The 17822-nt window shown below is 42.5% G+C and carries 13 protein-coding genes; 1 reads left to right on the top strand and 12 read right to left on the bottom strand.

What is annotated here, in order from left to right; genetic code table 11:
- Positions 1-4 precede the first annotated feature (4 nt).
- The 6 genes from BLR42_RS09625 to BLR42_RS09600 all read right to left on the bottom strand — a co-directional run bounded on the left by BLR42_RS09625 (position 5) and on the right by BLR42_RS09600 (position 5812).
- Positions 5-367 (bottom strand): DUF6142 family protein, encoded by a 363-nt coding sequence (locus BLR42_RS09625; protein ID WP_091868575.1) that lies wholly within the window; start codon positions 365-367, stop codon positions 5-7.
- 7 nt (positions 368-374) lie between these two features.
- A complete protein-coding gene (gene pyrE, locus BLR42_RS09620; protein WP_022763054.1) occupies positions 375-1067 on the bottom strand; it encodes an orotate phosphoribosyltransferase in 693 nt (230 codons plus the stop codon).
- A gap of 135 nt (positions 1068-1202) precedes the next feature.
- On the bottom strand, positions 1203-2123 hold the full coding sequence (gene pyrF, locus BLR42_RS09615) for an orotidine-5'-phosphate decarboxylase (protein WP_091868573.1): 921 nt from the start codon (positions 2121-2123) through the stop codon (positions 1203-1205).
- Positions 2124-2249: 126 nt separating this feature from the next.
- Positions 2250-3035 carry a histidine phosphatase family protein gene (locus tag BLR42_RS09610; protein ID WP_091868571.1) on the bottom strand — a complete coding sequence of 262 codons (786 nt, stop codon included), beginning with the start codon at positions 3033-3035 and terminating at the stop codon, positions 2250-2252.
- A 26-nt stretch (positions 3036-3061) separates the two neighbouring features.
- Positions 3062-3622: a class I SAM-dependent methyltransferase gene (locus BLR42_RS09605; protein WP_091868569.1), complete on the bottom strand. Its 561-nt coding sequence runs from the start codon at positions 3620-3622 to the stop codon at positions 3062-3064.
- Positions 3623-3715: 93 nt separating this feature from the next.
- On the bottom strand, positions 3716-5812 hold the full coding sequence (locus BLR42_RS09600; protein WP_091868567.1) for a M13-type metalloendopeptidase: 2097 nt from the start codon (positions 5810-5812) through the stop codon (positions 3716-3718).
- An 886-nt stretch (positions 5813-6698) separates the two neighbouring features.
- Here BLR42_RS09600 and BLR42_RS09595 point away from each other — a divergent pair.
- Positions 6699-7289, top strand: a complete 591-nt coding sequence (locus BLR42_RS09595) for a hypothetical protein (protein ID WP_091868564.1) — start codon at positions 6699-6701, stop codon at positions 7287-7289.
- A 279-nt stretch (positions 7290-7568) separates the two neighbouring features.
- On the opposite strand, the gene BLR42_RS09590 is transcribed toward BLR42_RS09595, so the two are convergent.
- The 6 genes from BLR42_RS09590 to BLR42_RS09565 form a co-directional block, all read right to left on the bottom strand.
- Complete coding sequence (locus BLR42_RS09590) at positions 7569-8348, bottom strand: response regulator (protein WP_091868561.1); 780 nt, start codon at positions 8346-8348, stop codon at positions 7569-7571.
- A gap of 92 nt (positions 8349-8440) precedes the next feature.
- Complete coding sequence (locus BLR42_RS09585; protein ID WP_091868558.1) at positions 8441-11452, bottom strand: ATP-binding protein; 3012 nt, start codon at positions 11450-11452, stop codon at positions 8441-8443.
- A 24-nt stretch (positions 11453-11476) separates the two neighbouring features.
- Entirely contained in the window at positions 11477-13840 is a 2364-nt protein-coding gene (locus BLR42_RS09580) for an EAL domain-containing protein (protein WP_091868556.1), read from the bottom strand.
- Positions 13841-13858: 18 nt separating this feature from the next.
- Positions 13859-14053: a hypothetical protein gene (locus BLR42_RS09575; protein ID WP_091868554.1), complete on the bottom strand. Its 195-nt coding sequence runs from the start codon at positions 14051-14053 to the stop codon at positions 13859-13861.
- A 607-nt stretch (positions 14054-14660) separates the two neighbouring features.
- On the bottom strand, positions 14661-16034 hold the full coding sequence (locus BLR42_RS09570; protein WP_091868552.1) for an AAA family ATPase: 1374 nt from the start codon (positions 16032-16034) through the stop codon (positions 14661-14663).
- Positions 16035-16052: 18 nt separating this feature from the next.
- The gene (locus tag BLR42_RS09565; RefSeq protein WP_170832702.1) at positions 16053-17414 is read right to left on the bottom strand and encodes a GH25 family lysozyme; all 1362 of its coding nucleotides are present in this window, start codon (positions 17412-17414) and stop codon (positions 16053-16055) included.
- Positions 17415-17822 lie beyond the last annotated feature (408 nt).

Raw genomic sequence — 17822 nt, 5'->3', positions numbered from 1 at the left:
CACCTCACAATACAGAAAAGTACAACAGCAACCCTACCCATATGAGCGCCAGCACATTGAGTATTATCCCCAGATTCGGAAAAAGCTTGAATATATCCCTCTCCATCCTCGACATAATGCCAAGGACCAGACCTGCAATTGAATAAACCAGACAAAACATCACGGCCACCGCGTATTTTGCTTCTGCCTGCCCGCCATTCCTGTAGCTTAGAATGACGGCATACACGATTGTGGCTACGGAAATCAGCCCCAGTGCAGCTGAAAGGACTCCTTTTTCAGGATGCTTCTTGTCGGTAAACACGTACCTGCCGCGTCCAAACGACGGAAGCTTAATATTAAGTTTTCGCCTCTTTTTTCTCTCCTCCATATATCAGTTAGCCGGCAGATACCCCTGCTGCGCCATACTCCTTGTAATACTCATCGATGGCCTTCTTAATCTCTTTGTTTATAATAACCTCGCCATCAAAATTCTTGCCATAGAGGTGTTCAACCACTTCTGACATTGAAACGATCGCACCGGCCTCAAAGCCATATCTGTCTGTTATCTCCTCAAGTGCGCTCTTGTCGGAATCCTGTCCCTTCTCCTGTCTGTTGAGAGAAACCATCATTCCGACTATATCAACCTCTGCCTGCTCTCTTATGATCGGAACTGTCTCCTCGATGGACTTACCTGATGTGGTAACATCCTCGATGATCATAACTCTGTCCCCGTCTCTGAGTTTGGTTCCGAGAAGAATTCCCTTATCGCCGTGATCCTTGATCTCCTTGCGGTTTGAGCAGTATCTGATCTCTCTTCCGTAAAGCTCGCTTATGGCGATAGTGGTTGCAACCGTAAGCGGAATTCCCTTATAAGCAGGTCCGAATAATACATCAAATTCAAGACCGAAATTGTCATGTATTGCTCTTGCATAATACTCGCCGAGCTTCTTGAGCTGAGCTCCTGTAACATAAGCACCGGCATTCATGAAAAACGGAGACTTGCGTCCGCTTTTTAATGTGAACTCTCCAAACTTAAGAACGTTGCTGTCCACCATAAATTCAATAAATTCTTCTTTATACCTCTCCATTTTGAGCATACTCCTTTTATTGTATTGCTATGTGCATTGTATCACATTGAAATAAGCATAAACAATTAACTAAATATTAAAGATTTGTAACGATAAAATGCGTATTTTTCTTTTATTTATTGAGTGCGCAGGTCATTACTTTAATGCGTTCTGTATGTCTTCCTTCATGTCGAGAACGGCTTTTCTAGCTGCCTCTCCTACGGCTTCTTTTGCGGGATCGCCGTATTTCTCGTTTTTCCATGCAGCGATGATTCCTCTGGAGGAATTTACGATTGCTCCGAGGCCGTCCTTATCAAAGAAGTGAACAAGGTCTGAGCCCTTTCCGCCCTGTGCTCCATAGCCCGGAACAAGGATGAAAGCATGAGGCATGATGTCGCGAAGGACCTTGCCCATCTCCGGATAGGTCGCACCTACAACGGCGCCGACATTACTGTAGCTGCCGTCCATAGAATCCTGTCCCCACTTTTCAACAAGCTCTCCGACTGTCTCGTAGAGGGGCTTGCCGTCCGCTATTTTATCCTGAAGCTCACCGCTTGAGGGGTTTGAAGTTTTTACAAGTACGAAGATTCCCTTGTCAAACTCGTTGCAAACGCTGATGAAGGGCTTAACACCGTCTGATCCAAGGTAAGGATTTACAGTTGCAAAATCGGCATCGAATCCTTTGATGAGAGTATCTCCCACTTTGGATGCTCCGAGGTGTGAGAGCGCATAAGATTCTGAGGTTGAGCCTATATCGCCGCGCTTTACATCAGCTATAACAAGGAGTCCCTTTTCATGACAGTAATCAATTGTCTTCTTATAGGCGATGAGTCCGGGAAGTCCGAACTGCTCATACATTGCAACCTGCGGTTTTACGGCCGGAACCAGATCGCAGATGCTATCAACTATCTCTTTGTTGAATTCAAAGAAGCTGTCAGCTATCGCCTCCGCTGTGTATCCTTTTTCATTAAGAGCCTTGTCCAAAATTCTCTTCGGAATGAAGTCTGTCTTGGGATCAAGTCCTACAACAATTGGTGCCTCAGTCTTTTTGATACCGTCAATTAAGTTTTTAATCATGGGAACTCTCCTTGTGAATAATCTTGTAGATTGCGTTTTTATCTCTCGACAGTATACATGATTTTGGGAGATAAGTTAAGTATCCGGTATGCTTTTATAAAGCTTGTGTTTGTGCTGATTCCTGCATCAGTGGCGCTCATCCGTGTTTTCAAAGCGTTCGCAGAATCTTGCTGAAAACGCAGGGGCTTCTTCCCCCATAGTGAGGTGGGTGATATCACCTATTCTCAGGGTTCTGAAAATAGCTATGCCTTTTTCGCGCTCCTCGGTGACGATCTCTGTTACGGATGTAGGCGCCATCGCAAGGAACTGCATGGTGACAAAGGGTGACACTCCCCACAGATGTGACAGCATGATTGCTGTAATTCCGAAGTGGCAGAAAAATCCGATAACCTTGTCATTGTTTTCCCTAACCTTGTAAACGCTGCCATCGCGCTCGTATCCATAGTCTGAAAGAAACTTATCAAAGCTGTCTATGACATAATCATAAATCTGTGGCATGTCAGTACTCTTTACGAATTCGGAATCTCTCCACGCTTTCGCATCAAACAATTCAGGATGATTCATATAATATGAAGGAATGATGTCCCAGACTATGCGCTTATCATACTCTCCTGTGGTTTCATTTTTATGAAGTTCGTTCGGAAAGGCAAGTCTTGTCTCTTCATCTGCCTTATTTGCATCAAACAGCGCAGGGAATTCCTTGAGCCAATCTAAAACCGCAGCCTCTTTCCCTAATTCCTTAAGTGAATACTCCGCGGTCTGCCTCGCTCTTCCAAGCGGCGACACATATACATCATCCAAGTGAAAGGACTTAATCTGCGCAGCCAGAAGCTCTGCCTCAACCTTTCCTTTTTCTGTAAGTCCGTCTATCTGATAGTCGGGATCACCATGTCTGAAAAATAAAATTCTCATCGTTTTCTTCCAATCTATTTTGCTGTTTATTTCTTCCTAAAAATCAAGTGATTGAAGAAGGCAATCTTTTTATATTCTTCCTTCTTGCCCGCTTCCGTTTCCAGATCAAGCATAGACTCATACCACTCATCTGTAAACTTGATGTCGTTATTGGAGGACAGTCCAAAGAAGGTTCGCACACCAAACATAGCTGTAAGTTCTGCTTTGTCTGCAATTGATGCTGTAAGCGTTTCGTTGTTGTAGACATTCCGGGTTCCGAATGCGCAGTTCTCACTGCCTTCCTGCGTTAACAATTCAAGGGCTGCCTTCGGATTATCATTCAGTACTGCGTACATCATAACTCTGCCGGGATCATTATGTTTTACTACAGACAGCATTCCACCTTTTTTCAGAATCCTGACAAACTGCTGCAATAAGGCCTCTCTGTCATCCACATATTCGAGAACGTTGTGGCAGATAACAACATCATCGAGCATCTTTAATTTTTTATCACTCGGAATATTCAGTTGTATGTATATCAAATCGTAGAACATCTTTCCCCAGGGCTGCTCTACTGTTTTTCTGTAATTGTCGATTGCTGCTGACATTTTTCTCCTCCATAGTATTCTATCTTAAGCCATGTCTTGCAAGCCGAATGTTGTTGAATTTTTTTAGATGTGCTTATCGACCCCATTTTTTTATTAAAACGTCGACAACCTCTTCTCCTTGGGCACATAATAAGGGCTGTCCGGATCAACATCATAGGTCTCGTAAAACTCATCAAACTGGCCAACAATATAATTTATGCGTTCCTTATAAGGAAGGTGTGTATCCTTCACCGCCTCCTTTAAGCCGTCCTGTGTGTAGTAGCAGGCATTTTCTCTTGCGTAGGCTTTGAAAAATGCGTCATAATCAGGATTATCTCTTTCCCCGAGAATTCTGAGGCAGCATTCCATTCCCATTAAGTCAGCGAAGGCTTCCTGGCAAACCAGTTTCCCGTCAAGCTTTATGCCATCTCCGACTTCCATCCCATCGAAAAATTCTTCAATTTTCTTAGTCCGATTCGAATACTCCTCGTATTCTTCTTCAGACATCCAGGGATCATAGTAGCCCTCATAGTCAAAGCTGCTGCCCATTGGATCATAAGCATGGGATAACTCATGTGCCAAAGTAACTCCCAGAAATGCAAGCGTCTCCTCATATGAATAGTCAGAAGCATCTTCCAGATAGCCGTCTGCGACAATAATGCTGTTATTATACATATTGTAAAATGCATTGACCTGTATAAATGAGGCGCCAAACAGTTCCTTATCGGTTTTATCTGTTAATAGCTGTTTATCACGAAAATCATACATACTTGTTTTTAGCGCTATATAATTAGCAAGTGGATTTTCGGACAGTTCCACATCGGATAAGTCGTCAGTGTGACCATTTTCACCTATGTATTCCTTCAGATAAAAAATCTTGTGGTTCGCCTGCTCCTTGCCATGCACAGAAAGCCAGTCTGTATCGGCTATAATGGACCTCATAGTTGTTTTTTCATCTTCTATCATCTCTTTTACGTTATCGATAGTCTTATCATCAACATATTTTTCTTTGAACGTTTTTTCGATTGTATAGCCTCCCGCCTGAAAAATGGCATATCTAAGGCATGTCTCAAAATCAGGAGCCTTAGCATACGGATAAAGTTCGAAGAAAGTTACGCCGCCATCTTCCTTATCAAGTCTTGAAAGCTCTACTGCAGCGCAGGCAAGCATCTGATCTCTGATTTTCGGAATATTCTCATCTGTATAAAATTCATCCAGAAAGCTCATGTAGTCCATACATGAGTAGAAGTCTTTATCCCTCCCAAGGGCATCCTGTTTGCTCAGGATATCCAGAATCGGAAACTGAACGTTTTTCTCTTCAAGCGTTTTTCTTCCAATAAATCCAACAAGTGTATCCCCGGACAAACCATCGTGATAGTCGACAACCAATTTGTCCATCTCATCAGTATTACTGATAATCTGTTTAGCTCTGTCCTCTGAAAAGCCGAGGTCAATCAGATATTTTTCTACTGCAGTCTTTTGTTCATCTGTCAGTCTGCCAGTGCCGTTTACCGTCTGAGGATCGATGTTATTTGTTATATCACCTTTGATAAAATCAACTCTTCTTGACATTCCGAGATTATAACGCCCCCAGTATTTGTCAGTAAAAAGCGCGTATAAATCATCACGGTTGCCCGCGGCGTCAATCAGGTCGAGTATACTTTTGATTTCTTTTTTTGCATCCGTTCCTTCCCACTTTGCATCCAGAATCTGATTGTAAACATAGAGCACTTTGTAAAAATCACTGTCTTCCGGAAGTGATGAAATATCCGTTTTGAATATTTCCACCATTTTGTCGTCAAGAACCTCTGTCCTCTCAGTAATAACAGAGTAATAACTATACCCGTTTTCTTCCAGTTTGGCTTTGGCTTCTTCTTTCCACTGAGCGTTTACCAAGTCATCGAAATCGTAAACGGATTCTCTTTGTGATTCTTTTGCTGATTCATTGTTCTTATTATCTTGTAATTCTGATGTTTCACCGGTATCCGCAGGTTCCCTAGAATTATTTTTCTCTTCTATCTCAATTTCGTCTTTATTTTCTGCGGGCGAGGTGGTTTCGTTTTCACTTTCTATGATTTCTTCCGGCTGAGTAGCCTTATTTGAAACAGATGCTGCGCATCCGGTAACTTGCGCGGCAATAGATACACTTAAAGCAGCCGTCACTAAACAGGCTACCACCCTTTTAGTGCGACAATTAGTCATTCTTTTCATACCGTTTCCTCCTTAATTTGTTCCCCCAAACAATTATAGCAATATTGGTGGAATCTCTCAAATTGGAGACAGGGCTGTTTAAACGTGGATTCGACTATAGCTCCACTTTAGGCACTTAAAAATCCAGCCTCACAACAAATCTGATTCCGGACGTCTGATTTGTTGTTCCGAATATATCTCCATACAACAAATTTAACTACATCTATCTGATTTATTGTGTCTCATATTTTTGCAAACAACAAATCAGGTTTCATCTGTTTGGTTTGTTGTGTCTAGTTTTTTTCCAAACAACAAATCATGCTGTACTGCTTGGTTTTGTTGCATTGATATTTCGTTCAAACAACAAATCCAACAACTATCTCTTTATTTATTGTTTCTTTATTTTTCCAGTACAACAATTGTGTCTGATATACTCTTATTTATTGTATCTCCAGGTTTTTCTCACAATAAATTCGTAATGAATTCTATCATTTGTTGTATCTATATTTTCTCGGAGATCATTCCCCTCCTAAGAATCCTGTCAATCCCCGTAGATCTCTGTTAATCTCCGTAGATTTCTGTTAATCTCCCGTAGATTTCTGTCAATCCCCGTAGATCCTCTGTAAAGCTCCTCATAAATCAAGTGTAAATAAATACGCTTAACCGTATTTTTCGCCACTTAAATCACATGTATTCATATTTATGCTTGACACCGTTATGTTTATGAGTAAAATATAATCTTGTTGTTCTTCGAGCGATTGGTATGCGTTCAGCATGCTATTTTCACAATACTTTTTACAAATTTGGACTCAAAATATATGGCCAGATAGTTTGAACTCCAAAACATGTAACCCCGCTACTGTGAATAATGAGGATAAAAAAACGAAAAGAATTGAGGACTAATTATATGCAAATAAACACAAATAATATTTACGATTTGATAATAGAAAGAGAAAAAAATCTAACACAAGAAATTGAAAAGCGAAAGAAACGTTTGAATAAATACCCTGAAGGTGATCTCAAAATCATCAGAAATCGTAATAGTTATCAATATTACAAGCGTAACAAAGGGGAGCCTAACGGTGAATATATTCACAAAGATAAACCCAAAGGAATAGACGAGGGTGTTCCCTTTCATATCACTGCCAGAGGCGAACAGGTAAGATCAAAGGCAGAAGAAATGATAGCAAATGCCCTGTTTTCCAGATCCATTCCATACAAATATGAATGCCCTGTAACGCTTTATAATGGAGAAATCAGACATCCCGATTTTACAATCCTAAATACTCATACCAGAAAAGTTGTGTTGCTTGAACATCTTGGCAAAGTTGATGACACGGATTATATTTCCTGGAATCTTAAGAAGCTTAGAGATTATGAAAAAACCGGAATCTATCTTGGTGAAGAACTACTCATCACAATGGAAACCCAGAAGATGCCTCTTACCACGCAAAACATTGAAGATTTTCTTGATAAGCACTTTGGAAAAAAGAAGTAGGGCAACAAAGCAAGATGGACTTCAACGCTTTGTTGTACTTACAAAGACTCAAAGCAACAAATCGGCTGGCTATTCCTATATTTGTTTCACTTAAAATTCACCCAAACAACAAGTTAAACTGAGGCGCCAAGATTTGTTGTACGCACAAAAATAGCAAGCAACAAACCAGATGATTATGCCTATATTTATTGCACCTGCAATTTTTCCAAACAACAAACCAAACTGAGACTCCGAGGTTTGTTGTCCCAACAATAACCCCAAACAAATTCAAACAACAAATCACTCTTTTTCCGGACCGAAGAAGAATTCATCAATACTCTTTATAAGCTTTGCCTTAGGCATTGTCTTAAGCAGGTATTTTTCAGGGCGAAGGGCGGCCACGCTGACAACACTCTCCTTGTCGCTCTTGGAAGTGAGGAACATAACAGGAAGAGCCTTCAGGCTGTCGCTTTTTCTTATCTCCTGTAGAACCTGGGGGCCATCCATCTGCGGCATCATGTAATCAAGAAGCACGAGGTCGACTTCATTACTCTGGAGGAAGTTCAGCGCGATCTTTCCGGAGCTTGCCATGTAAACTCTGTACTTCACAGACAGCCAGGTCTTGATCATTCTGAGCATTGTTCCGTCGTCGTCCACAACAAGAATCTTCTTTTTCTGATCTTCGGATATCTCGTTACTCTGAACAGCTGACATGAGCTGATCCGAGAGTTGCTGCACATCAAGAGGTCTGAGGAAAGTTTCAGTGACCTTTATATTGGACAGGAACTTTGAAGCATAATTAAGCTCATCGATATTCCCGACTTCATAGAGAAAGAACCTCTCTCTGTCAATTGCTTCATCCAGATATTTAAGCGGCTCAATGCCATTTTTCTCCGGATTGGAAGTATCGATATCCCCCAGGTATAGCACATACAGCTGTGGTTTATCCTCTACAGTTCTAAGCGCGGCCTTGGTAAACTCGCAGTGAACTATCTCAAATCCGTCTTTCTCCAGCCCCTTCGCGATAGCATTTACCATAAAACTTTTGGATGCTCCAATAAGAAGTACTCTTTTGTCCATATTTTCCCCTCATCCGTCAGCTTCTCTGACACCTTCCCCCAAGGGGGAAGGCTTTTATTTTTCCCTCCCCAAGGGGAAGCTTCATAGTTCAATCATAAAATCTTCAAAAGTCCATCCCTATCAACAGCAGCGAGCAGCCTTTTGATTTCCTTGTAAGTCCCCTTGAAATCATCGGGCATGCGGTAGTCGTCCATCATGGAGACGACGTCGTCGGCGCTGTCAAAATAACTGCCTTCCACAAATTCCTTAAGGCTTCGAAGAGCTCCCTTTAATTCCTCAGGTTCTATCAGAGGTTTGTTCAGGTCTTCCTCGGTTTCCGCGGTAGCTTCATCAATAAGCGGCTTCAGGAAATCGATGTACTCCCTGTAATTCGCCAAAAGCTCGGGAGTTCTTCTCTCTATCTCATCCTTGTCTTTCTTATTTCCGCACTGCTCCAGATAAGCGGCGAGATTTGATAGTTCAATCGCACCTATGACTCTTGCCGAACTCTTAAGGCCGTGCACATAGGTTGTGTAATTTTCCAGATCATCGAAGTGCCAGGCATCCTCGATGGATTTTGAGTTATTCTCTATAGCAAGAGCAAAGTTTGTGGCAACCTTCTTGAGTGCAGAGGGGCCACCGCAGTTCTTTACACCGGTCTCGTAATCTATACCCTTGATATTGGTCATGACTCCGATGGCCTCAAGATCCTCGGCACCTATCTCCTCTGCCTCTATCACGGAATTAAATTCCTCATCATCAGGTCTGATTATCAGTTCCTCAGGCAGAGTTTTTAATATAGCATCTTCCAGTCTTGCGGAATCAACAGGCTTCGGAATATACCCCGCAAAGCCTTCCTTCATATACATTTCCCTCGCGCCGCTTATTACGTTTGCAGTAAGCGCAAATACGGGAACATCCTTATTCAGGTTTTCATCCAGTTCCTTCATCGCCCTGTAGGTTTCGACACCGTCCATCTTGGGCATTCTGTGGTCCATGAAAATAATGTTGTACTTGTTCTCGCAGACCTTCTCAAGAGCCTCGAAACCACTCTCAGCAACGTCTACCTGAACCTGGGTCTGTTTTAATAAGCCCTGTATAACCGTAAGGTTTGCAAGTGTATCATCGACAACCAGGATCTTCGCCTCAGGTGCATGGAAGCTCTCGTGGTAGGTATCCTGTCCGAGCAGCGTCTCCTCGTAGGTCGCTTCAAAGTCACCGATAGGATTCCAGTTGAGCACCTTTTGTTTTATGGAAAAAGAGAACTCACTGCCTTTTCCGTACTCACTGCTGACAAGAAGTCTTGAATTCATAAGGGACAGGAGCTGCTTTACAATATTCATTCCAAGACCGGTTCCCTCGATGGTCCTGTTTCTGCTCTCTTCAATGCGCTCAAAGGGTGCAAAGAGCTTGTCCATATCCTCTTTGCGGATTCCGATTCCGGTATCCTTCACACTGAATCTAAGTGAGATGTTCTCATCATCTATCTTGGTGTAATCAACACTAATGGTAACGCTGCCTTCATTAGTATATTTTACGGCATTGGTTATCACATTCATTGCACACTGTTTTATTCTGATCTCATCTCCGAAAAGTATGCAGGGAATATCGGTTGCAATGTTGGTCTTAAGCTCAAGATTTTTCCCCTGTACCCTCATGTGTGCGGTATTTACGAGATCGTTGATAAGCGAGCTGAGGTCGTACTCAACAGGTATTATCTCCGTCTTTCCGGCTTCAATTCTGGAAAAATCGAGAATATCATTTACAAGTCCGAGCAGCAGCTTACCCGAACTGTTTACATTCGAAGCATACTTTAGTATCTCAGCGTCCTTACTCTCCCTGAGTATCATCTCATTAAAGCCGAGCATAGCATTTATGGGCGTTCTGATTTCATGCGACATACTTGAAAGGAAATTGTTCTTCGCCTCATTCGCCATCTGCTGAGCACGCAGTTCATCAGCAAGTGACCGCTGCGCCTGAATCATCTTGATATAGCTGACCATGGTCTCCGCGGTTTTGTTGAAATTCGAATACATATACTCAATTTCATCATCCGTGCGTATGTTCAAATTCTGCAGTCTTCGTAGATTTTCGTCGAGTCCTTTTGCGCCAAGGTCATAGAAGGACTGCACGGAATCCGCAAGCCTCATTATGGGCCTCGTTATTCGAAACTGTGCATACTGATTGGCTATAACCGCCATCGGAATAATGACTATAAGTATCAGAAGTATCAGTTTGGTATCAAAAATGAGAGTGTCATTATTGAGTGTTAGCCGCAGGTATCCTGTCTGCTTTACACTCTCTATCTGACTGACAACCTGCTCTAGATGGATTATATTGGTCATTTTACTCCAGTCGGTAGACTGCGTAATTTGATCAACCTGCTTAATAATTCCGGACTCAAATGACTGCTTCATATTGGGAATAAGCGTATTGGCATATATTACAGCCGCAATTCCCAGCGCTACTGCCTGTATTGAAATGATCATGGATACAGATATGCTGAGCTTTGACTTTCTGATATCAGCCATTTTTCTGGAAAGCTCATCCACATCACTTCTGTAATAAACTCCGCTGAAAAACAGCGCCTTTAATTTATTGGAACCTTTTCCGAGAATCAGATACAAAATTGCCACAGTAATAAAAGCTTCCGGGAACTCATTCAGGAAAAACCAAATATTTCTCGTCGGCATAAACTCGATAAAGCGTCTTCCTGCCAGGATCCCAAGGCAGCCTCCCCATATGCTTCCGTAAAAAAGCATATAAAAAAGCATTGCCAATAATGCTTTGCGCTTCTTTGCAAACATTCCGCTCATGGAAAAGTAGTGAGTGGTTGCCGCACCAACAAGATAAATACCGGTAATAAAGGCGAGTTCCTTGTTGACTACGGTTTTTACACCAAAAAGAATAAAGCATGAAAAAACAGCGGGAGTAACACCCTCTAGTCCCGCAAAAATAAGAAGCGGTGAAAATTTAAACAGGTACACGCTAAAGAACTGTAATCCCAAAAGCTCATCACCGTTATCAATATGCAAGTTGTTTTTAATTGTGATTACTGTTGCAAAAGCAAACAGAACTATCAGAACTATATGCCTGATATAAAAATTGCGGTCACGCTTACGCATAATTACAGTATCCTCTTAAGACGGTCACTGTTCGGAATATCTGACTACTGTTCCCTTTCCTGCATTTTTCGCCATGCAAAGCGCCATGTCTGCCTTGCGGTACAGATCATGGTATCCTCTTCCCTGATCCGGATGAATAACATAACCGGCAGAGACTGTAAAAGTAATCTTGTCATCGTGGAATCTCAAACTGAAAATATTGTCACAAAGATCCACGATTCTGTCTTCTAAATTCACCGGCTGAATATTTTCAAGGAAAATCAGGAACTCATCCTGATCTATATGACACACGATGCCATCTCTTCCAAAGAAGTCATCCAGTCTTGCGGAGATTCTTCTTAAGACCTCATCGCCGGCAAAGCTTCCAAACCTATCGTTTATATCCCTGAAATTATCCACATCAAACATTATCAGCGCCGACTTCCCACCATGATGCCTGTAGAGTCTGTTCCTGATAAGCGGAACAGCGGTATGTCTGTTGTAAAGGCCGGTGAGTGAATCGCGCTCCGCCATCTGCCTTACAAGGTCCTTTGATCTCTTATACTCATCTATGTCGTAGGACAGGAAATATGCAACAATACCCCCCTCTTCCTCAATCACCTGATAGATGGTATGTGTCCACCTGGGAGCCATCTTTTTATCAACTATTCTGTGAAATTCAATTTCATCAAAATTTATCCCGCTATGATAAGCCAGGATCAGCCTGTCCTTACTAAAGAAATCCGCGACGTTTCTCTTTTCCTCATCTATAACTGTGTTCTCGACAATATCATCTATCATATCCTGGTAAGATTCCTGCTTGTGATATTCCTTATCAAGTATCTTGCGCTTACTGCTAAGGTGGAGTCTTATGAGTTTATCGTCAGACAGATTTGCAACTATGAAAAATGAATGCTTCTGGAACTGAGAATAGGAGTTGTATTCAAGAAGTGATACAAAGCCTCTTGCTGCCAGAGTAAGATAAACAGGTGACTGTGCCATAAAATGTTCATCCTCGATAGTGCCGATTCTGTCTATTTCCTCCTCGTCGTCCTCATCATTTTTCAGTTCAACTATATTCTTGTTGTGTGAAAGCGCGTCATCATCCTCTTTCAACGCATTTACGGAAGGTCTGGCATTTTCGGTAGCTTCATCGAGATAATCGATGCATTCCGCTTTGGTCATTGGTCTTCCGAAGAAATACCCCTGCGCTTTTTCACAGCCGACTCTCTTTAAGAAATCCCACGCCTCCATAGTTTCCACGCCCTCTGCAAGGGTCTGGATTCCTATCTCTTCTGCCATGTTGATGACATTTTCCCAGATAGCAGTCTCCTTTGGATTGGATCCAAAGTTCTGCAAAAACTTCATGTCGAATTTAAGGACGTCAAATTCATAGTCCTTTAGAAGATTCAGTGATGAATAGCCGCTTCCAAAGTCATCCATCCACACCTGGTAGCCGCCTCTCCTGAATTTATCTATTGTTCCCTTCAGTACGTCCTGATTGTCGTCAAGGGCACTCTCGGTAACCTCAATATGTATGAGGTTCTTAGGTATTTTATTTATGCTGACCGCGTCATTAACCAGGCGGTACATATCCTTTTGATGAAAATCGGTTCGGGAAAGATTAATGGATACAGGATGCGGTTTGAAACCATTTTCCATGTATTCCCTGATATCCTCGCAGACCTGCCTTATCACATAGGCGTCAAGCTTGTAGATAAGGTGCGCATCCTCGAGAATCGGTATGAAAACTCCGGGCATAAGGAATCCGTGCTTAGGATCCACCCAGCGTGCGAGCGCTTCAAAACCGCATACTCTTCCCGAGATAACCCTTACCACGGGCTGATAGTAAACCTGAATATATCCGTTCAGAACCGCATCGCTTATATTGTGAATTATGTAATGTTCCAGATCAAGCTGGTTTCCCAGTTCTCTGTCATAATATCTGTAGATATTGTCATAGTTGGCTTTTATGCTGTTGCAGGCAATTCTCGCCTTGTCGCAGGCCATACTGATGTCCGTATCGTCGGGTTCAAGCTCATAAATTCCCGCATGAAGATCAACTCCCGCATCGGGATTGTAGCTTATAACCCTTCTTCTGAGGTCTTCAATTCTCGCCTCTATTCCTGAAAAATATGCAAGTGAAACGAAGTGGTCATCAGAAAATCTTGCCACCATAAGTTCCGGAAAAATCTTCTCAATATGCTTTGTCAGATTCTGAAGGAAGCGGTCACCGGCCTCAAAGCCATAACGAGAATTGTAGCTCTTAAAATTCTGCACATCAAAATAGATGATAGCAAATTCCCGCTCGGTCTTCGTGCGGCCATCCATCAGACTCTGCGCATTTTTCCTGAAAGAATAAAGATTAGGAAGTCCGGTTAACTGATCAATCTCTTCGTTCTTTAGCATAATATCCCCACTAAGGTATCAAACTTGCTTCAGTGCATAATACTGATTATTTTTATTTACTATTACAGGTGCATTGGCAAATGCCTCATCCCCGATATAGCACCTGTCCTTTTCTTCATCACAGGTAAATTTTCTTCCGTCAGGATCTTTTTTCATAACTTCTTCAAGTGCCTGCTCAAGTGTTTCGTCAGGCTTACACAGATAGATATTCATAGCATCCTCCCTTATACATCATTTTTATTCTACAACGAAAATTAAGCTTAAAGTGCGTTTTTATGATTTTTTAAGAGTATTTAAAGTATTCCTTTACATTCCAAGAAAAATGAATCAAAATAGGAACGATTGCGATTTTTGATAGGAGCATTAATTTATGGATTCAGTAAAAATAAAAAAACTTGGCATAATGACGCTTGGTGTTTTCTTTATGGGCTTTTTCCTGTCCTTTTTGATTGAAGTAAATCTTGGAACCGATCCCTGCACCTTCATGAACCTTACTATTTCAAGGCGTCTTGGAATTTTATTCGGAACATGGCAGGTACTGCTCAATTTGGTACTCTTTATTTTTGTGGTTCTGTTCGACCGTCACCAGATCGGTCCCGGCACCATCGCGAACATGGTATTCATCGGATACATTTCTGATTTTTGCAGATGGATATGGAAAAAGACCATCCCCGAATTTGTTTTCCGGGAATGGCCCTACAGAGCTGTTGTATTTATAGTGGCACTACTGTGCTTTGTAATTGCGGCATCTCTTTACATGAATGCCGACATGGGCGTTGCGCCCTATGATGCGATACCGAATATTATCAGTGATCGCTTATTAAAGACCGTCCCCTTCAAGTTTGTCCGCATCGGTTTCGACGGTACCGTTCTCCTCATCGGTTTCCTTCTCGGAGGCCGCATCGAGATCTGTACTGTTCTCATGGTCTTCCTGCTCGGTCCCACCATCAGTGCTGTCGGTGGTTTCCTGAACCGGAAGGTCTTCAACTTCTGATTTCTTATCATCATTCTTATCTTCCTGAAGACTCTTATCAATGAGGTCTTCGGAAGTGATAAGCTTGATGTCCTCGGGAGTGGGATTTTCAAGCTTCGCGATTCTTCTGGCCTGGTTGGTCACGATTTCCTCGAAAAGGTTTCTAACCTCACGCGCATTAGCAAAATTCTCAAGCCTGGTGAGTTTTCTCTGACTGATCATCTCACGTATGTGCTTCTTGGCATCCTCTTCCACCTCGTATTCATACTTCTTGAGGTTCATGTTGAAGATTTCTTCAAGTTCATCCACAGAGTAATCCGGGAATTCAATATACTTGTTGAAGCGGGACTTAAGGCCGGGATTGGAGTTTATAAAGTTCTCCATCGGTTCCGTGTAACCTGCAACGATAACAACAAGATCATCTCTGTGATCCTCCATAGCCTTGAGGATCGTATCGATAGCCTCCTGACCGAAGGCATCATTTTCCTGGGAAAGCGCATAAGCTTCATCTATGAAAAGTACTCCGCCGAGAGCCTGGTTGATCTTCTCTTGAGTCTTAAGAGCTGTCTGTCCGACATAACCTGCAACTAGACCAGAGCGGTCAACCTCGACGAGCTGTCCCTTGGAAAGAACACCAATCTGCTTGTAAATCCTGGAAATAATGCGTGCAACTGTTGTTTTACCTGTTCCGGGATTACCTGTAAATACCAGATGTAGTGATACAGGTACGGACTTCATACCTTCGTCTCTTCGTAGCTTCTGAACCTTGGCAAAATCGGTAAGTTCCTTAACATCGTGCTTGATGGAGGAAAGACCTATCAGCGAATTCAGATCTTCCATCGGATCTGTCTCGGGTTCCTCAGGTTTCTGCTCCTGCTTCGGAGCCGCATCTCCGGTTGACACAGCTGTAGGTGCCGGCGGAATGGGCTTGTTCTTGTTTTCGAAAAGTTTTCTCGCCTCTTCAAGCGCCTCGTTCGCATCCTGATAATGTTCGGTTTTTCTGCCTGCATTTCCGGATTCAGGCTTAGCGGGGCTTTTTTCCTCAGGGTACTTAGGACCTATGTTCTCTTCACCTTTTTTCAGATTCTCAAAGTCCCTGCTGACCTTCCTTCTTATGCTCTCTTCCTTCTTCGGATCGTCAAATACCGGCGGTTTTCCGTCTCCGCCTGATCCCGGGCCGAAGAAGTCGTTGTAAATATCTCCCATGAAATTGTCTGACATCGTAATGCTCCTTGTAACTTACTGATACCACTCTGATACGTCACATCTGTTTGCAACGCCGTAGCCTGTACCGTTTGATGTAAACTGCCATGCAAATTTATTGCCCTGGTCATATCCGCAATATCCGCGGTAATCTGCTACCCAGAGAGGGTACTGCAGCTGACTCATATCAAGTCTGTTATTGTACCACCAGGTTGATGAATAAACACCACCGGTGATGCCTCTTGCATAAAGCTGAGAAACCGTAGCCTTTACTGCGGCTGTTCTCTGAGCAACGCTCATATTATCCGATCTGCCGGAGCCTGTGCCACTGCTCTCAACATCGATAAATACAGGCATCGATGTATTAAGTCCGCTTATGGTATTGGCAATCCAGTTAGCTTCCTCCGCACCCTCTGCTTCGTTTACAGCTGTGGTAAAGAAGTAGAAAGAGTAAGGAATTCCGTACTGCTGGCAGTTATAAACATTATTTCTGAACTTGGAATCCTCTACAAGAGCACCGCTGCCGTATCCGCGATAACCCACACGGATAATAACTCCGTCGCAGCTGTTCTTAAGCTGCTTCCAGTCATTAACGGTATTATGGCTTGAGATATCCACAAGCTTACCGGTGTTGTATGTGAGTGAACAGATGCTGCCATTATTATTGTTTTCCTTGGGTGCATCGGGATCGATAACCAAAACCTTGCAGCTTGCTACCTTATTGTTGGAGCCTGCCCTGCAATAGATCTGGCAGTCGCCATATCCCTGCAAAGTAACAAGTCCTCTCTCATCAACCGTAGCAACATTTGTGTTTGTGCTTCCCCAGAGAATAGGTACATTCGAATACTTCGAAGGTTTTACCTTTGCAGTAAGCTGGAAGGTCTTTCCTTCATAGTTTCTGGTCTTAAACTTTTTACTCTTAAGATTCAGCTTAACGCTGCTAACTTTTACTTTTTTTGCGACGGTAAGGTGAAGAACGAATTTCACTCCATCCTTCTTATTGGTAACCGTGATGTCACACTTACCCTTCTTAAGAGTGGTTACAACACCCTTCGTAGTTACGGTTGCAACCTTTTTATTTGATGTTTTGTACTTGAACTGTGATTTGTTCTTGGAAGTCTTGATGATAGCTCCGTATCTGGTAGCTGCAATGGCAAATTTCATGCCCGGCATGACACGGACTTTCTCAGACTGAGCATTCTCCGCATCCCCGTCAGATACCTCGACAAGCAGCGGATTGAAAACAGCTTCGGACTCATCCTGCTGTTCAATAGATATTTCTTTTGTATATATGCCCGAATAATTGATCTTCGCGGCACTAGCGTTCATAGCAGGTACTGCCGTAAATACAAGCGCTGCGGAAAGTATACCAGCAAAAATTCTCTTAGATAATTTCATACACTCCTCCATATTAAACAAAACAACATACCATAAAAATTATACCACAAAAAGCGGCTGCCTAGATAGACCAATCTAGGTAGCCGTAGGGTTGTTTCATGAAGAAGTTTTTGTGCAGGAGAATGCCATAATCAGGTGGAGTAGTTGCTTTTTGAGATGTTATTATCCTATATTCAGCATAAAAAAGCGCATAGTTATCCCTATGCGTCATCAAAAGGAGTAAAGGTATTGTTATTCTCAAAAATCAATACATACTGGGAATTGGTTCAAAAATAAACTTTGCCACACATGTAAGATCCGAGTCCACTTCATCCATTATATCTATCATCTGTATCCGGTTCACAGGATCTTCTAATTGCATCAGCCTTGCTACGTTATATGATATTTTTCGCAAAACGGATAAAGCAT

The organism is Butyrivibrio sp. INlla16, from assembly GCF_900104155.1.
GTDB lineage: Bacteria > Bacillota > Clostridia > Lachnospirales > Lachnospiraceae > Butyrivibrio.
The sequence above is the reverse complement of the archived record's forward strand: the minus strand, read 5'-3'. Positions and strand labels throughout refer to the sequence as shown.